The 16,464-nt window shown below is 60.3% G+C and carries 18 protein-coding genes and 1 pseudogene; 7 read left to right on the top strand and 12 right to left on the bottom strand.

Annotation, left to right across the window (positions count from 1 at the left end):
• Positions 1-16 precede the first annotated feature (16 nt).
• On the top strand, positions 17-1,942 hold the full coding sequence (locus tag VSR68_RS27650) for a potassium transporter Kup (RefSeq protein ID WP_342942893.1): 1,926 nt from the start codon (positions 17-19) through the stop codon (positions 1,940-1,942).
• Between the two features lie 92 nt (positions 1,943-2,034).
• On the opposite strand, the gene VSR68_RS27655 is transcribed toward VSR68_RS27650, so the two are convergent.
• Both VSR68_RS27655 and VSR68_RS27660 read right to left on the bottom strand, forming a co-directional pair.
• On the bottom strand, positions 2,035-2,577 hold the full coding sequence (locus VSR68_RS27655) for a DUF488 domain-containing protein (protein ID WP_342942894.1): 543 nt from the start codon (positions 2,575-2,577) through the stop codon (positions 2,035-2,037).
• A 142-nt stretch (positions 2,578-2,719) separates the two neighbouring features.
• Positions 2,720-3,301 carry a hemerythrin domain-containing protein gene (locus tag VSR68_RS27660; RefSeq protein WP_342942895.1) on the bottom strand — a complete coding sequence of 194 codons (582 nt, stop codon included), beginning with the start codon at positions 3,299-3,301 and terminating at the stop codon, positions 2,720-2,722.
• Here VSR68_RS27660 and VSR68_RS27665 point away from each other — a divergent pair.
• A complete protein-coding gene (locus tag VSR68_RS27665) occupies positions 3,283-3,699 on the top strand; it encodes a hypothetical protein (RefSeq protein WP_342942896.1) in 417 nt (138 codons plus the stop codon). The two genes, VSR68_RS27660 and VSR68_RS27665, sit on opposite strands and share 19 nt — an antisense overlap.
• A 319-nt stretch (positions 3,700-4,018) precedes the next feature.
• Complete coding sequence (locus tag VSR68_RS27670; RefSeq protein WP_342942897.1) at positions 4,019-4,312, top strand: hypothetical protein; 294 nt, start codon at positions 4,019-4,021, stop codon at positions 4,310-4,312.
• A gap of 140 nt (positions 4,313-4,452) precedes the next feature.
• Here VSR68_RS27670 and VSR68_RS27675 read toward each other — a convergent pair whose 3' ends face one another.
• Together VSR68_RS27675 and VSR68_RS27680 are read right to left on the bottom strand one after the other, a co-directional pair.
• Positions 4,453-5,097, bottom strand: a complete 645-nt coding sequence (locus VSR68_RS27675; protein ID WP_342942898.1) for an FMN-dependent NADH-azoreductase — start codon at positions 5,095-5,097, stop codon at positions 4,453-4,455.
• Positions 5,094-5,531, bottom strand: a complete 438-nt coding sequence (locus VSR68_RS27680) for a GNAT family N-acetyltransferase (RefSeq protein WP_342942899.1) — start codon at positions 5,529-5,531, stop codon at positions 5,094-5,096. Before VSR68_RS27680 ends, VSR68_RS27675 begins: the two co-directional genes overlap by 4 nt.
• Before the next feature lie 90 nt (positions 5,532-5,621).
• Here VSR68_RS27680 and VSR68_RS27685 point away from each other — a divergent pair, with 90 nt between their 5' ends.
• Positions 5,622-7,055, top strand: a complete 1,434-nt coding sequence (locus VSR68_RS27685) for a PLP-dependent aminotransferase family protein (protein ID WP_342942900.1) — start codon at positions 5,622-5,624, stop codon at positions 7,053-7,055.
• Between the two features lie 77 nt (positions 7,056-7,132).
• Here VSR68_RS27685 and VSR68_RS27690 read toward each other — a convergent pair whose 3' ends face one another.
• The 6 genes and pseudogenes from VSR68_RS27690 to VSR68_RS27715 all read right to left on the bottom strand — a co-directional run bounded on the left by VSR68_RS27690 (position 7,133) and on the right by VSR68_RS27715 (position 10,804).
• Positions 7,133-7,594, bottom strand: a complete 462-nt coding sequence (locus VSR68_RS27690) for a DUF3331 domain-containing protein (RefSeq protein ID WP_342942901.1) — start codon at positions 7,592-7,594, stop codon at positions 7,133-7,135.
• Positions 7,595-7,812: 218 nt separating this feature from the next.
• A complete protein-coding gene (locus VSR68_RS27695) occupies positions 7,813-8,523 on the bottom strand; it encodes an SDR family NAD(P)-dependent oxidoreductase (RefSeq protein WP_342942902.1) in 711 nt (236 codons plus the stop codon).
• 248 nt (positions 8,524-8,771) lie between these two features.
• Positions 8,772-9,317: a carboxymuconolactone decarboxylase family protein gene (locus tag VSR68_RS27700; protein WP_342942903.1), complete on the bottom strand. Its 546-nt coding sequence runs from the start codon at positions 9,315-9,317 to the stop codon at positions 8,772-8,774.
• A gap of 36 nt (positions 9,318-9,353) precedes the next feature.
• The gene (locus tag VSR68_RS27705) at positions 9,354-9,989 is read right to left on the bottom strand and encodes a nitroreductase family protein (RefSeq protein WP_342942904.1); all 636 of its coding nucleotides are present in this window, start codon (positions 9,987-9,989) and stop codon (positions 9,354-9,356) included.
• 127 nt (positions 9,990-10,116) lie between these two features.
• Positions 10,117-10,224, bottom strand: a pseudogene (locus VSR68_RS27710) (carboxymuconolactone decarboxylase family protein); the annotation flags it as partial.
• A 274-nt stretch (positions 10,225-10,498) separates the two neighbouring features.
• On the bottom strand, positions 10,499-10,804 hold the full coding sequence (locus VSR68_RS27715; RefSeq protein WP_342942905.1) for a carboxymuconolactone decarboxylase family protein: 306 nt from the start codon (positions 10,802-10,804) through the stop codon (positions 10,499-10,501).
• Positions 10,805-10,889: 85 nt separating this feature from the next.
• Here VSR68_RS27715 and VSR68_RS27720 point away from each other — a divergent pair, with 85 nt between their 5' ends.
• Together VSR68_RS27720 and VSR68_RS27725 are read left to right on the top strand one after the other, a co-directional pair.
• Positions 10,890-11,852, top strand: a complete 963-nt coding sequence (locus VSR68_RS27720; protein ID WP_342942906.1) for an AraC family transcriptional regulator — start codon at positions 10,890-10,892, stop codon at positions 11,850-11,852.
• A 225-nt stretch (positions 11,853-12,077) separates the two neighbouring features.
• A complete protein-coding gene (locus tag VSR68_RS27725; protein ID WP_342942907.1) occupies positions 12,078-13,484 on the top strand; it encodes a PLP-dependent aminotransferase family protein in 1,407 nt (468 codons plus the stop codon).
• A gap of 168 nt (positions 13,485-13,652) precedes the next feature.
• On the opposite strand, the gene VSR68_RS27730 is transcribed toward VSR68_RS27725, so the two are convergent.
• Entirely contained in the window at positions 13,653-14,273 is a 621-nt protein-coding gene (locus VSR68_RS27730) for a hypothetical protein (protein WP_342942908.1), read from the bottom strand.
• A 234-nt stretch (positions 14,274-14,507) separates the two neighbouring features.
• Between VSR68_RS27730 and VSR68_RS27735 the strand changes: the two genes are divergently transcribed.
• The gene (locus VSR68_RS27735) at positions 14,508-15,041 is read left to right on the top strand and encodes a hypothetical protein (protein WP_342942909.1); all 534 of its coding nucleotides are present in this window, start codon (positions 14,508-14,510) and stop codon (positions 15,039-15,041) included.
• A gap of 176 nt (positions 15,042-15,217) precedes the next feature.
• Here the strand turns inward: VSR68_RS27735 and fdhA are convergent, their stop codons facing one another.
• Positions 15,218-16,417 carry a formaldehyde dehydrogenase, glutathione-independent gene (fdhA, locus tag VSR68_RS27740; protein WP_342942910.1) on the bottom strand — a complete coding sequence of 400 codons (1,200 nt, stop codon included), beginning with the start codon at positions 16,415-16,417 and terminating at the stop codon, positions 15,218-15,220.
• Positions 16,418-16,464: the final 47 nt, after the last annotated feature.

Genomic DNA, 16,464 nt, shown 5'->3' on the forward strand with positions numbered 1-16,464 from the left:
GAATCAGGAGGAAGGCATGGGACACTCCGCCCCCACGGCAACGGAAGCCCATCAGATCGGCGCGCCCGGTGAGCACCGCAAAGCCCTTCCGGCGCTCTCGCTTGCCGCGCTCGGCGTCGTCTATGGCGACATCGGCACGAGTCCGCTGTACACGCTTTCGACCGTCTTCGATTCAAACAACGGGCTACCGCTTAACGCATTCAACATCGTCGGCATCGTCTCGCTGATCTTCTGGTCGCTGATGGTGGTCGTTTCGCTCAAGTACGTGGTGCTGGTCCTTCGCGCGGACAATCACAGCGAAGGCGGCATCATGGCGCTGCTCGCGCTTGCCGCTTCTTCGGTTTCGTCGCGGCCACGGCTGCGCCGCGCGTTGCTCGTCGTCGGCGTGATGGGGGCCGCGCTCTTCTTCGGAGACAGCGTGATTACGCCGGCAATCTCCGTACTGAGCGCCGTCGAAGGCCTCGAGGTCGCGGCGCCGATGCTGAAGACATTCGTGATTCCCGTGACGCTGGCGGCGCTCATTGCGCTCTTCATCATGCAAAAGCATGGCACGAGCGGCATCGGCGCGGTGTTCGGTCCCGTGATGGTGTTGTGGTTCGTCGTGATCGGCATCGTGGGACTCGTCAACACTTTCGCGGCACCCGTCATTCTGATCGCGCTCAATCCGCTGCAAGGGCTCGGCTTTTGCCTGCATCACGGCTGGCTCGCGTTCATCGCGCTCGGCGCCGTCGTGCTGTCCCTGACAGGCGCCGAAGCGCTCTACGCGGACATGGGACATTTCGGCAAACGCCCGATTCGTGTCACATGGTTCGGCATCGTGTTTCCGGCTCTCGCGCTCAACTATCTGGGCCAGGGAGCACTCCTGCTTGCCCACCCCGGCGCGCTGGAGAGCCCCTTCTATCACCTGTTCCCGCAATGGGCGATTTTCCCGATGATCGTTCTTGCGACGATAGCGACCGTCATCGCTTCGCAGGCTGTGATCTCCGGCACCTACTCGATGACAAAGCAGGCGATGCAGCTGTCCTTTCTGCCTCGCATGAACGTGGTCCACACATCCGAGCAGGAAATCGGCCAGATCTACGTGCCTGGCATCAACTGGGCACTGCTTGCCGCCGTGGTGGCGGCCGTGGTCGGCTTCGGCTCGTCGACCGCTCTTGGCGCCGCATACGGCATCGCGGTCACGGGCACCATGCTGATCACCACGTTGCTGACGTTCTTTGTCGTCCGCTACGCATGGCACTACAACTGGCTGCTGTGCGTGTTCGCGACTGTTTTCTTCGTCGTGATCGATGCGACGTTCTTCGCCGCAAACCTGTTGAAGATCGTCGCGGGCGGCTGGTTTCCGCTTGTCATCGGCGCGGTGATGTTCACGATCATGGCGACCTGGGGGCGCGGCTGGGAAATGATGATGGCCGAAGCACGCGTGCGCGCCGGCACGACGCCACTCAAACAATATCTGACGTCGCTGCTTGCGCGGGCTCCGTTGCGTGTCGGTGGCACGGCGATTTTCCTGACGCCCAACCCCGACGCCGTGCCGCATGCGCTCGTCAATAACCTGAAGCACAATCAGGTGCTGCATGAATGCATGGTATTCCTGACGGTGGTCACGAAAGAGATACCGTGGGTGCCCGACAGCGAACGCGTGAAACTGCAGCCGCTAGGCCCAGGCTTTTATCAGGCGACCGTCACTTACGGATTCAAGGACGAAGTCGATCTGCCGAAAGCGCTCGCGGAGTGCACAGCGGAGGGGCCTGCGTTCGAGCCGTCCGCGACGACGTGGTTCCTGAGCCGCGCGACGGTCGTGCCAAAGCCGGGCAGTGGAATGGCGCTATGGCGCGAACGGCTTTTTGCCGTGATGTTGCATAACGTCGGCAATGTTGCCGCTTTCTTCAGACTGCCTGCGAACCGTGTATTCGAAGTGGGCGCACGAGTAGAGATCTAGCTTACGGGTATCCTTCGGTTGCCTTTCCAGCATGGCCCGCTTCGCGGTGCAAGCGCATTCGATTCTCTTCGAATCGTGCCCGCATATAGCGTTCAGTGTTCCGGCTGCGATGGATAGATCAGCGCTCCGTCAAGCTGCGGTTGCGCTCCGGGTGTCATCGTCGCTGGCTCCACGCGACCGGCGTTCATGATATGCAGCACGGTCTCGCCGTGCTGCAGCAGGTAGTCCGCGATGATGCGGCGATGGCATCGCCACCACACGGCTTCCGAACACATGATCACGCACCTTTGCTGATGGCCGAGTTCGAGCAGCTGCGCGAAGGCGTCGCGAAATGCGGCGCTCATCGCATAGTCCGCATAGTTGCGAAAGGCGGGATGCGTCCAGTAGCCATTGGGTGACGGCGCGTCGCCCTTCGATCGGCTGCGCCGCCCGCCCAGTCCCGCAAGGTGGATGTAATCCATGTGCTTGCGACTCAGCGCGTCCGGCAACGTCTCACGATTGAATTGCGGATTCGTGCGAGAACGGGGAATGCTGCGCACATCGACTACTGTCTCGATCTGTGCGCCCGTCAACAGCTCGATGAATTCGCCCAGTGGGCGAGTCGAATGGCCTACCGTGTAAAACGCATGTGGCATCGATGTCTCGCGCAAGTGATCGCGGCGATGCGTTCAGTGTACAGAATTCCCTCTTCGGGACTTGCCGTTCAATGAGTTGATGCGCCTGCGCGCGTATGGCCGGCGCCGTTGACCGTCGTCGCACGGCATGTTCCATTCGCGCTCATGCCTGCGCATCCGGAATTGTCTGAACGATCAGAGAAAACAACCGCTCGAAATCCTCGTCGAGCTTTGCGCCTTCGAACGGGTCGCGGTTTGCGCCGAATGCTTCATCCAGTTCAACCCAGTCTTCTGTCGTAAGCAATCGTTGTGCGGCGGGAAGGATCATTTCTTCTTCGAGCCGCATATGGTGTCTGTAAAACGCGGCGTACTCGTCCACCATCGCGCGCAATGTCGCAAAGGCGGACTCGCCTGTCAGTTCATAACGGGTCAGCGCATGTTCTATGTTTTGTATTCGCGTTTCGCCCTCCACGTGCTGCGCTTCCAGTTCGGCGATCACCTTGTCGAGTTCTCGCGCGCGATGCCACAGGCGCGCAAACAGGTATTGATCCTCCTTCGGATGATGTACTCGATCAGGATACTCACGGATGTAGTACAGCATCGCCCGGAAGACCATCAGCCCGGGCGTCTTCCCGCCAGCGCCAAGCAATTCGACGAAACGCTGCATGCCCGCGATGACGACGGAAAGCTGCCGATGCTCTCGCATGATGACCTGGACAGCGCTTCTTGCAGATGGTGTTTGCATGTCACTCCTCCATCGACTCATCGCTGCCGCGCCCTTACGGCCCGGAGTACCTGGAGTACCCGGAGTACCCGGAGTACTCGCGCCGCTCGACCCTAGGCGCGCCCGACCAGCGGACGATAACGGGAGAACGCTTCCGTGCAGCGACTCATGACAGCGTCATGGATGAGACGCCGCGCATTGAGGACATCATCGGACGTCTCAGGCTCGATGGATTGATGCTGATCAACCGCAGCGATGGACAAGCAGTATCGACGAGACTTGTATTGCCTCCATTGCATTTGCAGCACGGCAAGAGAGATCTGGAATCAAGCCGTCGCGGGTCGCTGCCTTTGATACCGTCGATGCGCTGCTGGTCCGTACCCGCGCTGGTGCGACTCGATCGGACGCGTTTTTTCTAATGCTTTCCGGGTCACGCCCAATACTTTAAAAGCCGAAATTCACCCTTGCGAACAATGCGCTTAATTATCAGCGACGGCTTTCCTAAACTTGTGCTCAGTTGCCGGGGGCTCGCTCGCACGCTGTCTATTCTTTCGAGGAACGGCTCGCGTGTCTCGTTGACGACCCTGAGCGACGACCTGTGGTTCGCTTCACGTGTACCACTGCAAACGGCCGCGCAAATGTGATCGCCACGACCCGTGGCGCAGAACGAGCGCCATTGAGAAAAACAGACGGACCGTTTGCGTCGGAATTTCCAGTCCAAACGAGGAGGAACGGGTCATGAACAAGGCAAGCAGCATGTCAATCGCGGCCGTCGTCGCACTCACGCTGTCGGGCAGCGTTTACGCGCAGAGCAACAACACGCTGGCAACTCCGAGCACCGTGTCACCGGCAGCCAATACAACGAGCGGCTACGGCACGCCGGCTGCCACGAGCTCGGACAGCGGCGCAGGCACCGCGTCGGCGAACTCGAGCCAGCAAAAGAGCACGAGCGATAATTCGACACCCGGCACTAGCGCTTTCGGGGCTAACAACACGCTGGCCACGCCAAGCACGGTGTCACCCGCCAAATAACCGCGTCAGATCGATCGGCTTGCTGCCGATCGATTCTTCCTGCGACTGACCGACGGCATACAACGACTTGAACTACGCGAAGTGCGAGCGTGCTCCACACATTACGCGATGCACTCGTGATGAACTGCAGCGGCGATGGGTTAAACGGCGGAAGGGATCGTTTGTCCGAAAGACGCCTCACGTAGCCACTGCCCCGCCTTCGTCTCCACGATGGAAAACGGTTCATCCGCAGAGGCGAGGCCCGTCGCGTGCATGAACGTGACGTCCTTGAGTCCGATCACGTCGAGCGCCGCTTTCAGATAAGGACGGAAGAAGTCCGGCTGGAACGCAGACTCGCGAAACATCGCGCCGCCGGCAGTCACCGCGACGAATGTCGGCCGGTCGCGCAACAGGCCAACCTTGCCGTTCTCCGTTATCTTGAACGTCACGTCACGACGAATCACGAGATCGATCCAGTTCTTCAGCACGGCGGGCACCGTGAAGTTGTGCACGGGCGCGGAGATCCAGAGCATGTCTGCATCATCGAGCTCCTGAATCAAATGGTCCGAAAGAGCGAGTGCCGCGCCGAACCGCGCCTTCGCTTCGGCAATGGGCAAAATCAGCGACTCCGCGTACTCGGCCGTGATCGGCGGCAGCGGCTCCGCGCCGAGATCGCGCCGGATGACCTGGATGTCTCGCCCGAAACGCTCGGCCATCGCGGGCAGCACATGATGGGCGAAATGCCGGCTCGTCGAGTTCTCGCGCCGTGGGCTGCAATCGAGTTGCAGCAACTTGAGACTTTTCATTGCAGATCCATGCTGAAGTGAAGACCGCGGGCCAACAAACCAACCCGGAAATAGAAACGTTGTGCCCGTGCATTGGCGAGCGCCGTGTCGAGCACGAGCCGGTTGCAGTTGTCCGCGCGGCCAAGCGCGCGCAATTCGCCGAGCAGGCGTTCGCCATGCCCTTGACCGCGCCCCGCTTCATCCGTGATCAGGTCGTCGACGTAGATGAACCGGCCGTGAATCAGGTTGTCGATGCGTCGGTAGCCGGCGAGCGCCACAGGCTTGGTGCCGTCCCATACTGCAAGCAGCCGGTAGCCCTGTGCGCGTTGCACCGCGACATGAGCGAGCCACTCTTCGGATGATTGCAATTGCGGACGCAGTTGCTGCATGACGCCGAAACATGCCATCACATCGGCGTCTGTTTCGGCATGTCGGAGAATCGGTGCGTCTGTCATGATGCCGATGAACGGAGGTTGGTGTAGGCTTCAGTGTCGTCATTCGGTGACATAGTTGACAGGGACATTTTCTTTGCTTTGGACCAGGCCATGACCCAGCCGATGGCCCGCACGGCGGGGCCCATTCACGAGCAGATCTACGCGCGCTTTCGCTCGATGATCGAACAGGGACAACTGAGTCCCGGCCAGAAGGTGTCGTCGTTGCGCGCGCTGGCCACCGAGCTCGGTGTCGCGCGCGGCACCGTGCAGGTCGCCTACGACCGCCTGCTCGGAGAAGGCTACCTCGTTGCCCGAGGGCCTGCGGGGACATTCGTTTCGGAGCACACGGCTCCCGCCAGACCCGCTCACGCGAAGAAGGCGCCCGTCACCGCACGCCCATTCGAGCGCCCGTCAGCGCCCGAAACGATCATCGATATGGAAGGCGGCAATCCCGCGCCGCTCCAGATGGGCCTGCCTGCGCTCGACGAATTTCCGAGGAAGCTCTGGGCGCGACTGATGACGCGGCAGGCGCGCAAGGTGGGATCGCTGAACAAGCCGCCGCCAGCGGGATACATGCCGTTGCGCGAAGCGCTGGCGGCCTATCTGCACCGCTCGCGCGGCGTCGACGCACACGCCGCGCAGGTCTTTATCGTTCCCGCTTACACCGCGAGCCTGGCCTTGATCGTCGATGCACTCGGACTGTCACGCGAGAGCGCGTGGATCGAACATCCGTGCTATCCGCCGACCGCGCAAACGCTCGATCGCATGGGTCTGCGAGTCTGCAACGTGCCCGTCGACGAACATGGCCTTGACGTCGGTTTTGCGCGGAAGCAGTTCGCAAATGCGAGGCTTGCTGTGGTGACGCCGTCGCATCAGAGCCCTACGGGCGTTGCCTTGCCGCTGCAACGGCGCGTCGAACTTCTCGATTGGGCGGGCGCGCACGATGCATGGATCGTCGAGGACGACTATGACGGTGAATATCGTTATCGCGGCCATCCGTTGCCCGCGTTGAAAAGCATGGACGCATGCGGCCGGGTGATCTACTGCGGGACGCTCAGCAAGGTGTTGTTCCCTGGACTGCGGCTGTCATATGTGGTCGTCGCGCCGAACCTCGTGCCGCAATTCGAACTGGCGTGCAGGCGGACCGTGCATGGCGGTTGTCCCGAACTCATGCAGGCGGTGGTCGCCGACTTTATCGCCGAAGGCCACTTTTCCCGGCATATCAAGCGAATGCGGACGCTCTACGCACGCCGGCGCGCGATGCTCGCCGAAGCGCTCGCGCCCTATGCGGCGGATGGCTTTGTCGTTCATCTGCAGGACGGCGGCATGCATCTGCTGGTCGACGTGCGCGAAGATCTCGACGACATCGCGCTCGCCAAACGGGCGCGCGTCGCAGGCTTCGCCGTGCATGCGCTGACGACATGGCGCAACGGCTCGCCGGGGCGTCGCGGCCTGTTGATGGGATTCACGAACATCAGCAGTCAGGCGCAGGCGCAGCGTCTGGTGACGGAGCTGTTTCGTACATTCGATCTGCACGCCGGATAGCCGGGCTCATCCGAAGCCATCGTCGCGCGGAAACACAATGCAATTCACCCTATGCTTTTGTCTGGTTGTGAGCAACGCTAGGCAGCGCCCAATGCCTGTCGCGCCGACACACCGCTGCGGCAAACATCATTCACGACATAGGCAAGGATCATCCGGTTGCATTCCGGAGAGAGATTGCCTTGCTGCGTCAGAGGTCGAAAGACTTTGTCGCCATATCGAATCCGTCTGCCCGTCAACAGGCAATACGAATCGATGCGTGCCCGTCCCAGTCGCCATGTCTGTCCAGAGTAATGGCCCAATGTCGCGTCGCTCCAGCATACGCTCACCGTTTCCGACGACAGCCGCTCGACAATTGAAAAGCGAGCGGGGACCGCTTCGGCAACGACAGGCTCAAATGCCCTGGTCGCCGCGCGACCGCTCCGGCGATACTTCTTGTTGCGGACGCACGTGTTCGCAGTGGCCTCCGACGCAAACGGCTTCGGTGCCAAAAGAGCGATCAGCGCGCGTCGAACGATATTGTCCTCATCTCGACAGGTCATAGATTCACCTTTTCAAAAGTACTCTGCTCATCGGAGAGAGTCGCCAAGGGAATTGACGATGAAGCGACGTCGACAGACGTATGTTCGTCGGTGCGAATCTCCCCTATGAGCTGGAATTTCATCGCGCAGCGTGGATCGCGCGCCGGTGGCCTCCCAGGTGATTCCCCGCCCCCGCTGAGCAGCAAGACAGGTCGCGACACGATCACTGACGGCGCATCTCAGCGGCCAGCACTTTGCCCGCCGTCGACGTGCAGGATCTCTCCCGTGATGAACGGCGCCGAATCGAGAAAGAGGATGGCGTCGGCAATATCGCTTGTTTCACCCACGCGTCCGATAGGGTGGAAAGCGCCCAATGCTTCATAAGTTTCTGGCGCGTGCATCGGCGTCTTTATAATCCCTGGAGCGACGGCGTTCACGCGAATGCCCTTCTTCGCGTACTCGATCGCCAGTGACTTCGTGGCAGCGTTGACGCCGCCCTTCGTCAGTGCCGCCAGAACCGAGTAGATCCCGCTAATTGCTGCGTGGTCTATGCTGGCTGTGACGCTCACCACGTGGCCACTCGAATGCTTTTCCATCTCGGCGATCGCGAGTTGTGTGATGTGATAGAACCCCGCCATGTTCACATTCATCACGGCAGCGTAGTCTTCGGCGGTGTGTTCGGTGAATGGCTTTCCGATGTAGATGCCGGCATTGTTCACCAGCGTATCGATCCGGCCAAATCGTGCGACGCCTTCGGAAATGACACGTTGGGCGGTTAACGGATCGCCGATGTCACCTGCGATGCTCAGGACGTTCTCGTCGTCCGACAGCTTGATCGAACGTGAGGTCGCGACAATGCGGTAATCGACCTTTCGGAATGCCTTTACGACTTCAGCGCCGATGCCTTGTGACGCGCCGGTGACGACAACAACCTTCTGTGACCTGTTCATGCTTTACCCAGAAAAATATGTTTCGCTTCAGTGCCGATCGTCGACACATCCCGACGTAGTACCGCGCTTGCGATCCCGTCACGGTGCAATGCTGATTTGATGTGAAAGTGCCCTAGCGTTGTCGGCGCATACGAAAAGCCCGGACGTGTTCCCAGATCTCTCTTCGGTGCATCCGGGCTTTGCCGTTAGGCCTGCATCACATCAAACCTCGCGGGACCCTCGGCGAGGGTCCATGCGACCGATAGAGTTCAGATCGCGCCAGCCGGCGTAACGGCGGGAAAGTCCTTCTCCGGATCGAACACGTTGTTGAAAAAGTTCGTCAGGGAGTACATAGCCACCAGCGCGACAATCTCCATGACGTTCGCATCGGTGTAGCCGGCATCGCGGACGGCTTTCAGATCGGCGTCAGTGACCTGGCCGCGGGCCTCGATGACCTTGCGTGCGAACTGGACGGCGGCGTCGCGCTTCGCGTCGCTGGCATGGCCCTTACGGGCGAGAATGATTTCATCGGCCGGCAGCTGGGCCATATGCTTCGCCGTAAAGCTGTGAACCGTCAGGCAGTAGTTGCAGCCATTCACTTCGGAGACAGCGAGGCCGATGCTGTCACGCGTCTTCACGTCGAGTGCCTTGCTCAGGGAGCCGAGCAGCGTGGCCCATGCGTTGAACGCGATCGGGCTCTGCGCGAACGTTGCCATCATGTTCGGGGTGAAGCCGATGTTCTTGCTGAACGCATCGAGAGTCGGCTTCGATTCGGCCGGCACCTGGTCCGGCTTTAGAGCGGTACTTCTTGGCATGTCAGTCATCCTTAAGGTTACGGGTTTTAGGAACACTTATACGAGATCCAGCACATCGGCCACCGGACGGCGCGGCTTCTGCGCCCAGTTTCCCGGACGCTCCGCGCCGATGGACAGCAGCATGACGGGCACTTCGTCCTTGGCCAGTCCGAATTCGCGGTGCACCGCTTCGGCATCGAAACCGATCATCGGCGTCGAACCCAGGCCCAGCGAGCGCGCCGCGTAGATCATCGCCGCCGCGCCGAAGGTGCCGGTGCGTACGGCCTCGTCACGCTGGCGCTGCGGGTAGTCCTTGTACAGATCGCGTGCGGGGTTTTCCCACTCCGGCACCATCGCGGCGGGCATCACGCCCGCTTCCACCAGCGGAGCCAGGCGTTCCGGTATGACGCTGGAATCGGCCAACTGGCCACAGACGATGAAGGTAACGGCAGCATCGGTGACGGCGGGCTGGTTCCAGGCGATCGGGCTCAGCCGTGCCTTGGCTTCACGCGTGCGCACGGCGATGAAGCGCCAGTTCTGCAAGTGGAAGGATGTCGGCGCAGAGGTGCCGATACGCACGAGCTCGCGGATCTGGTCGTCGCTCAGGGTGGCGGCAGGGTCGTAGTACTTGGCGGCGCTGCGGCTCAGGATGCATTCGATGACGGCGTTATTCACGGTGGTTCCATTGCTCATGGTGATTCCTGGTGAAGGGATAAGTTGAGGTGCAAGAGTGCTTTCGCTCTCGAACACTGCAATCGTTGCTTCGCAATCCTAATATTGCACGTGCAGTCTGCGCGATGCGCGTGACCGACTCGGCTCACGCAATGGCGGCACGCTCACGTTCGTCAAACAGACCGACGGCTTCCGGCCATGCCTGTATCAGCGCCAGCTTTTCGACCTTTACGCCTTTCTTCAGCAGATCGCGCGTGCGCCCTTCGCGCCTCACAGATCAGTTGGTTGTGACGGTTTCACCCATCCCGTGTCCAGCAGCGGACATCGTGACGGTGAAGGCAACGGCTGCGCCGGCAGCAGCGAGGACAGACCGAATGTCCATAAAAATGCTTCTCCTTATGGCCTTTGTATTGTGGCCGCACTATGGGCCACAAGTAAGAACCAGGAATGAACATTGTTTATGCACCATGACCGGATGACCAAGCCGCTGCAACCAAGCCGCTGCACATTGCCGCGCTTGACTACCGCGCTTAACCCCGGAACAGATGTGTAGCGTGTGTGACGGCGCCGCCTGCACGAATGGCCGCCGCCACGAGCGCGGCCTCCGACAGTTGCGCTTCGTTGGCGCCTGCGTCGCGCGCGGCTTTGGTGTGCAGTTCAATGCAGTAGGGACACTGCGTCGTCAATGCGACGGCGACGGCAATAAGCTGCTTCTGTTGCACACTCAACGCGCCTTCTTCAAAGACCGCCTTGTCAAATGCCCAGAAGGTTTTCATCGCTTCCGGTGCGTTTTCGTCCAGCTTCTTGAGTCGGCTAAGATGCTTCATATCGAACATGGGGTTCTCCTGTAATGATTGGCCTGCATGCTTATAGTAGAGAGGCGCTCGTTCCATTTGGTCTCGATTTGGTTCTAATTCGTCCATGACTAGTCACGCTATCTTTGAGCTTCCCGTCCTCGAACGCTTCCTTGCCGCACTGGACATCGGCGTGGCGAATTTCACCCTGTGCGACATTCGCGACGGTTGGAGCGCCCGCTTCGACGCCTGCGCAACGGCAACCCTTCACTACTGCATGGAAGGCAGAGGCGTACTCGTGACGCAAACGGGCGAGCGCGTCGCGCTGACGTCGCACAGTTTTGTGCTGTTGCCGCCTGGCATCGCTTACGCGATCGAAAGCGGCAGTCCGTCGCCCAGCACCGAAACGAACCACGGACGTATCAAGGACTGGCCTTCGCGAGAAACGGTGCCGACAGTCCTGGCGGGTGAAGGCGCGGCCGGCATCGCCACGGCATGCGGTGAATTGAAGCTCGATACGAATCACGGCACGGACCCATTCAGCGCGCTGCGTCGGCCGCTGATCGCGCAGTTCGACGGGCAGTCGGGTTTGAAGAACCAGTTCGTCATGCTGCTGGCAGAATGCGCGCAGCCGGGGCTCGGCTCGCGGGCACTGGTGGAAGCACTGCTCAAGCAGTGCTTGATCATGGTGATGCGGCGGCAGATCGACGCTGGGGGAACAGAGCTGCCCTGGGCGACAGGCTTTGCCGACAAGCGGCTCGCAGGCGCGCTCGAAGCAATCTTTGAGCGCGCGTCATCGCCGTGGACCGTGGAGCGGCTGGCCGACATCGCCGGCATGAGCCGATCCGCGTTTGCTGCCCAGTTCATGAAGGCATTCGGGCAGCCGCCTATGAGCATGTTGAAGCTCGTGCGGCTACGAAAAGCGGCCGAGTTGCTGGCGACGACCACGCGTCCGGTCGCTGAGGTCGCGAGGATGGTCGGATTCACGAGCCGAAGCAACTTCTCGCAGGCGTTCCACGCAATGCACGGCATGGACCCGACCGCTTTCAGGCGTCGTCCGCGCGTGGGGAACCGCCACGCCGGACAATGACTTGCCAGGAATGTCGGGGATGGCATGCTCGAAACTGGGTGTGACGGTTTAACCCATCCCGTGCGCAGTAGCAGGCATCGAGATGATGAAGGCAACAGCTGCGCCGGCGACACCGAGAACAGATCGAATGTTCATGAGGATGCTTCTCCTTATTGCCCTTGCATCGAAGCTGCACTCTGGGCCGCAAGAACCAGGAATGAACATTTTTTTATGTACCATGAACGGATGACCAAGCCGCTGCAAATACAACTCGATCGGTCTGCGAAGACGCCATTGGCCGAGCAGATCCGCCAGGCAATCAGCACTGCAATTGAGAGCGGCGTGCTTGCGGCGGGAGCACGTCTGCCATCGTGGGTGGACCTCGCAGCCCAACTTGGCGTTGCCCGGGGAACGGTGCGCCTGGCATACGACCGACTCGCCGATGCGCAACTTATCGTTGCTTCCCGGGCGACGGGGACGCGAGTGGCGGATCGGCCGCCCGCTCCCGTTCAGGTGGAAGAACGGCCTGATCCGGGGTCGTTCATGGAGACATACCGGGAACTCACCGCTGGGCCGGCGATTTTCCAGATGGGCGTGCCTGCACAGGAAACGCTACCCGCAAGACTTTTCACAAGAGTTCGCTCATTCGCTCTGCGCGCGGAATCCAGCGCATCAGCCATTTATCCCGATCCCCGGGGCGAACTGGAACTGCGGCGCGAGATCGCTGCCTATCTCGCCATTTCGCGCGGCGTCACGTGCTCGCCCGCCCAGATCGTCATCACGAGCGGGTTTAGCGGCGGGCTCGGACTGACACTGCGTGTACTGGGCCTCGAAGGCAAAAAGGCGTGGGTGGAGAACCCGGGTTTTCCGTTCACCCGACACGGGTTGGAACTCGCGGGTCTGTCACTTTCGCCGATACCGGTCGATGCGGAAGGGCTCAATATCGATTACGGCTTCCAACATGAGCCGAATACCGATCTGGTTGTCATCACACCCGGGCAGCAGGCACCGCTCGGTCCCACGCTCTCGCTCGCCAGGCGTCTGCGCCTTCTCGACTGGGCTGCGAAAGAAGGCGTCTGGATTCTTGAAGACGACTACCTGAGCGAGCTGCAACTGACGGCACGCGCCGCGCCGGCACTCGCGTCGCTCGATCGTGGCCAGCGCGTCATTCATGTCGGCTCCTTCAGCAAAACGATCAGTCCAGCACTGCGATTGGGATTTGTTGTCGCGCCCTTGCCGCTTGTATCCCGGTTCGCAGAGGTGGCAGCGTGCCTGGCTCCGGCGCCTTGGCTGTCCGTGCAACTCGCGACGGCGCAGTTCATGCGCGACGGACACTACATGCGCCATCTGAGACGGATGAAGCGCCTTTATGCCGCTCAACGCGACGCGTTGCTCAAATGCCTCGATGAGCGTGCTCTCGAGACAACGACTGCCGGCTTGGCCGTACTTGTGCGATTGCCCGACGGCGTGTCGGACATCTCCATTGCGAGAGCATTGTTGGCGTTTGGATTGGGTCCCCCGCCGCTGTCACCCTGGTATGCGTCGCCGGCCTCGGCGAGATCGGGACTTTTGTTGGGTATCGCGACCTCACCGGAGAGAAACCTCGCCACATCCTGCGACCGGCTGCATGAGGTGATAAAACGCTATACATGAAGCCGCAAGGCCACGTGAGAGCCTGATCCGCCAGCGGCCGCTCTTCTACCTCCTTCAAACATCCTGGATACTCACGCCACCGATGGAAAGTCCAGCTACAGCCTGGCGTATTCGGCCGTCGGCCTGTAGCAGCCTTCGGGTTCGATCCCGCGACGTCACCCTGTGACGCTAGCGTGCCGCCTGATTGTCATATGCGCTGTTTAACGCCGCTTGAATGCTAAACATGCCATTCGTGAAGCGAGAATCGCCCGGCCGTTTCGGCAACAAGGCCAGAAGTCCCTTCATCGCATACAGCATGATGAGCGCGCCCGTCAGATCGCCGACAAACATGCTGAACAGGCTTTCGAAGAAGTTCTCCGTCGTACCCGTCAGTGCGAACCACAGGTGATGTAACAACGGATTCGCGACCGAATACGCAAGAGCAAGCACAAGAAGCCGTTTCGGTGTGAGGTTCGTCAACGATGCACGCAAACCGTAGTATTCCCTCGCGAACCGGTAGACCAGATACGGAGCCGCTGACCCGAGTATCGCACCAGCGATCGCTCTCACCGGGTCATGCGGAAACCAGTAAAGAAAGTCCGTTAGAAGACCAGCAAGCAGCAAACCAAGAAAACCATCGACACCAACCAGCAACGTGCTCAAAAGCCGTACGCCAGAAGGAAGGAATATCCAGTTGATCCCTCGCACAAACGACGTATGAGTAAACACCTCCTGGTTGATCCACAGTGACACCACGAACGCGATCACGGTGCCGGTGATCGACCAGAAATGCAAACGTAAGCTGGACATTGCTGGGAACTACCTTTTTGGTTAATTTGCCGAATCATAACGTCCGTCTGCCGTCCCGCGAACACAAGCCTTGTTCTCAGCCGATGAATCGAACTTGCTCATCGTGTTATCCTGACCCCTATAGCATTGATTTATCAGGTTTAACATCTGGAGTTATCCGCAAACCCACAAGGCATTGAAAGAACTAAAATGTAGTATCAATGTTTAGACAGGCAAAGCCTCTGCCGAGCCAGGTTGATCCGCAGTGTGATCATTTCCGTTGTTCATCAGGTCCTCTTCGCGACGCGCCGCAATCTCCCCAACTGTATTGCGGGGGCGTTGCTTCTTCTGGTCAGCGGCACGTTGTTCGCTAAATCCGCCGCCACTGATCACGCCCGTTTATTGCCCGAAAGGGAACCTACATCCATTCTCTTCTATTCGTATCCGCAAATTCCGGCGACGGCTTATGCGCCGCAACGGCGGTTGCACCGATACGTCGTCGCGAGCCCATTGCATATGGGCGCTGCGGCTTACGGGCTCTATGACCGGTACAGCATCGCGCCGGATTACGGGCGCTTCCGCTTCGGACAGCGCCTGTCCAGGCTCGACGGCCTTCAGACGGGCCAGGCGCCGGGTTCGCCTGACTATGGACTCACTGCCGATCCTCAAAACGGCCCTTCAGGTTCATCGACCGACAGCGACGAATGGAGCTTCAGAGCGAATCCGCTTTTGAACCTCAATCACTCACACGAAAGAGGCGCGACGTTTTCCATTCGACACGACTTCTGAATTCGATTGAAGACAATTGAGGGCAATCGAAGGCAATTTAAACCGGCACGCGCAGAGCAAAAAAAGCTGCGTTTCCTGTAGAGGAAAACGCAGCATCGTCCAAAACGGGACAGAGGAGACTTCGACCTGCTACCCGCTCGTTGCAGGCGAGCGCGCCCGCAACGAACGCACCTGCACTAAGCGGCTTTCAGCAAACCATGCGGATCGATGACGAACTTGCGCGGCGCGCCGCCATCGAACTTGCGATAACCGTCGGGCGCATCGTCCAGCGACACGACCGTCACGTTGACGATGTCCGCGATCGGCAGACGGTCCCACAGAATTGCCTGCATCAGGTTGCGGTTGTACTTCATCACGGGCGTCTGTCCCGTGTGGAACGAATGCGACTTCGCCCAGCCAAGGCCGAAGCGGATGCTCAGGCTGCCCTTGCGCGCGGCGGCATCGACGGCGCCCGGATCGTCCGTGACGTACAAACCCGGAATACCGATCGCGCCCGCCGGCTTCGTGATGTCCATCAGTGAGTTGAGCACCGTTGCGGGCGCCTCTTCGCGCGAGGCGCTGGTGCCGTGGCCATGCGCCTCGAAGCCCACGCAATCCACGGCGCAATCCACTTCGGGCTTGCCGAGAATCTGCGCGATCTGTTCGCCGAGCGTCGCGTCCTTCGACAGATTGACCGTCTCGAAGCCGACTGCGCGCGCATGCGCGAGCCGCTCTTCGTTCATGTCGCCGACGATCGTGCACGCCGCGCCCAGGATGCGCGCCGATGCAGCAGCCGCCATGCCGACAGGGCCCGCGCCCGCGATATACACCGTCGAGCCCGGCTTCACACCTGCCATGACGGCGCCGTGATAGCCCGTCGGCAGAATGTCCGACAGACACGTGAGGTCGCGGATCTTTTCCATCGCGCGATCGCGATCGGGAAACTTCAGCAGATTGAAGTCCGCATACGGCACCATCACGTATTCGGCCTGCCCGCCGATCCAGCCGCCCATATCGACGTAACCGTATGCGCCGCCGGCACGCGACGGATTCACGTTCAGGCACACGCCCGTATGCTGTTCCTTGCAGGTCTGACAGCGGCCGCACGCGACGTTGAACGGCACGGAGACGAGATCGCCGATCTTCAGCGTCTCCACATCGCGGCCCACTTCGATCACTTCGCCCGTGATTTCATGCCCTAAAACAAGGCCTATTTCGGCCGTTGTGCGGCCGCGCACCATGTGCTGGTCCGAGCCGCAAATATTCGTCGATACCACTTTGAGGATCACACCGTGACCGATCGCGCGTCCGCGCGGATCGACCATTTTCGGGTAATCGATCGGCCGTACTTCCACCTTGCCCTGCCCCAGATACACGACACCGCGATTGCTGCTCATCGTCTCGTCTCCATGTTGGTCTGAATGCGCAAATAGCGCTGATTCGA

It is taken from the genome of Paraburkholderia phymatum (assembly GCF_038900715.1).
Lineage (GTDB): Bacteria > Pseudomonadota > Gammaproteobacteria > Burkholderiales > Burkholderiaceae > Paraburkholderia > Paraburkholderia phymatum_A.

Excerpts from the sequence above, each read along its gene's own strand:
- VSR68_RS27730 (WP_342942908.1), bottom strand. The coding sequence starts at position 14,273 with ATGTCCAGCTTACGTTTGCATTTCTGGTCGATCACCGGCACCGTGATC.
- VSR68_RS27715 (WP_342942905.1), bottom strand. The coding sequence starts at position 10,804 with ATGTTCGATATGAAGCATCTTAGCCGACTCAAGAAGCTGGACGAAAAC.
- fdhA (WP_342942910.1), bottom strand. The coding sequence starts at position 16,417 with ATGAGCAGCAATCGCGGTGTCGTGTATCTGGGGCAGGGCAAGGTGGAA.
- VSR68_RS27685 (WP_342942900.1), top strand. The coding sequence starts at position 5,622 with ATGACCCAGCCGATGGCCCGCACGGCGGGGCCCATTCACGAGCAGATC.
- VSR68_RS27655 (WP_342942894.1), bottom strand. The coding sequence starts at position 2,577 with ATGCCACATGCGTTTTACACGGTAGGCCATTCGACTCGCCCACTGGGC.
- VSR68_RS27705 (WP_342942904.1), bottom strand. The coding sequence starts at position 9,989 with ATGAGCAATGGAACCACCGTGAATAACGCCGTCATCGAATGCATCCTG.
- VSR68_RS27690 (WP_342942901.1), bottom strand. The coding sequence starts at position 7,594 with ATGACCTGTCGAGATGAGGACAATATCGTTCGACGCGCGCTGATCGCT.
- VSR68_RS27650 (WP_342942893.1), top strand. The coding sequence starts at position 17 with ATGGGACACTCCGCCCCCACGGCAACGGAAGCCCATCAGATCGGCGCG.
- VSR68_RS27680 (WP_342942899.1), bottom strand. The coding sequence starts at position 5,531 with ATGACAGACGCACCGATTCTCCGACATGCCGAAACAGACGCCGATGTG.
- VSR68_RS27675 (WP_342942898.1), bottom strand. The coding sequence starts at position 5,097 with ATGAAAAGTCTCAAGTTGCTGCAACTCGATTGCAGCCCACGGCGCGAG.
- VSR68_RS27660 (WP_342942895.1), bottom strand. The coding sequence starts at position 3,301 with ATGCAAACACCATCTGCAAGAAGCGCTGTCCAGGTCATCATGCGAGAG.
- VSR68_RS27700 (WP_342942903.1), bottom strand. The coding sequence starts at position 9,317 with ATGCCAAGAAGTACCGCTCTAAAGCCGGACCAGGTGCCGGCCGAATCG.
- VSR68_RS27670 (WP_342942897.1), top strand. The coding sequence starts at position 4,019 with ATGAACAAGGCAAGCAGCATGTCAATCGCGGCCGTCGTCGCACTCACG.
- VSR68_RS27725 (WP_342942907.1), top strand. The coding sequence starts at position 12,078 with ATGACCAAGCCGCTGCAAATACAACTCGATCGGTCTGCGAAGACGCCA.
- VSR68_RS27720 (WP_342942906.1), top strand. The coding sequence starts at position 10,890 with ATGACTAGTCACGCTATCTTTGAGCTTCCCGTCCTCGAACGCTTCCTT.
- VSR68_RS27695 (WP_342942902.1), bottom strand. The coding sequence starts at position 8,523 with ATGAACAGGTCACAGAAGGTTGTTGTCGTCACCGGCGCGTCACAAGGC.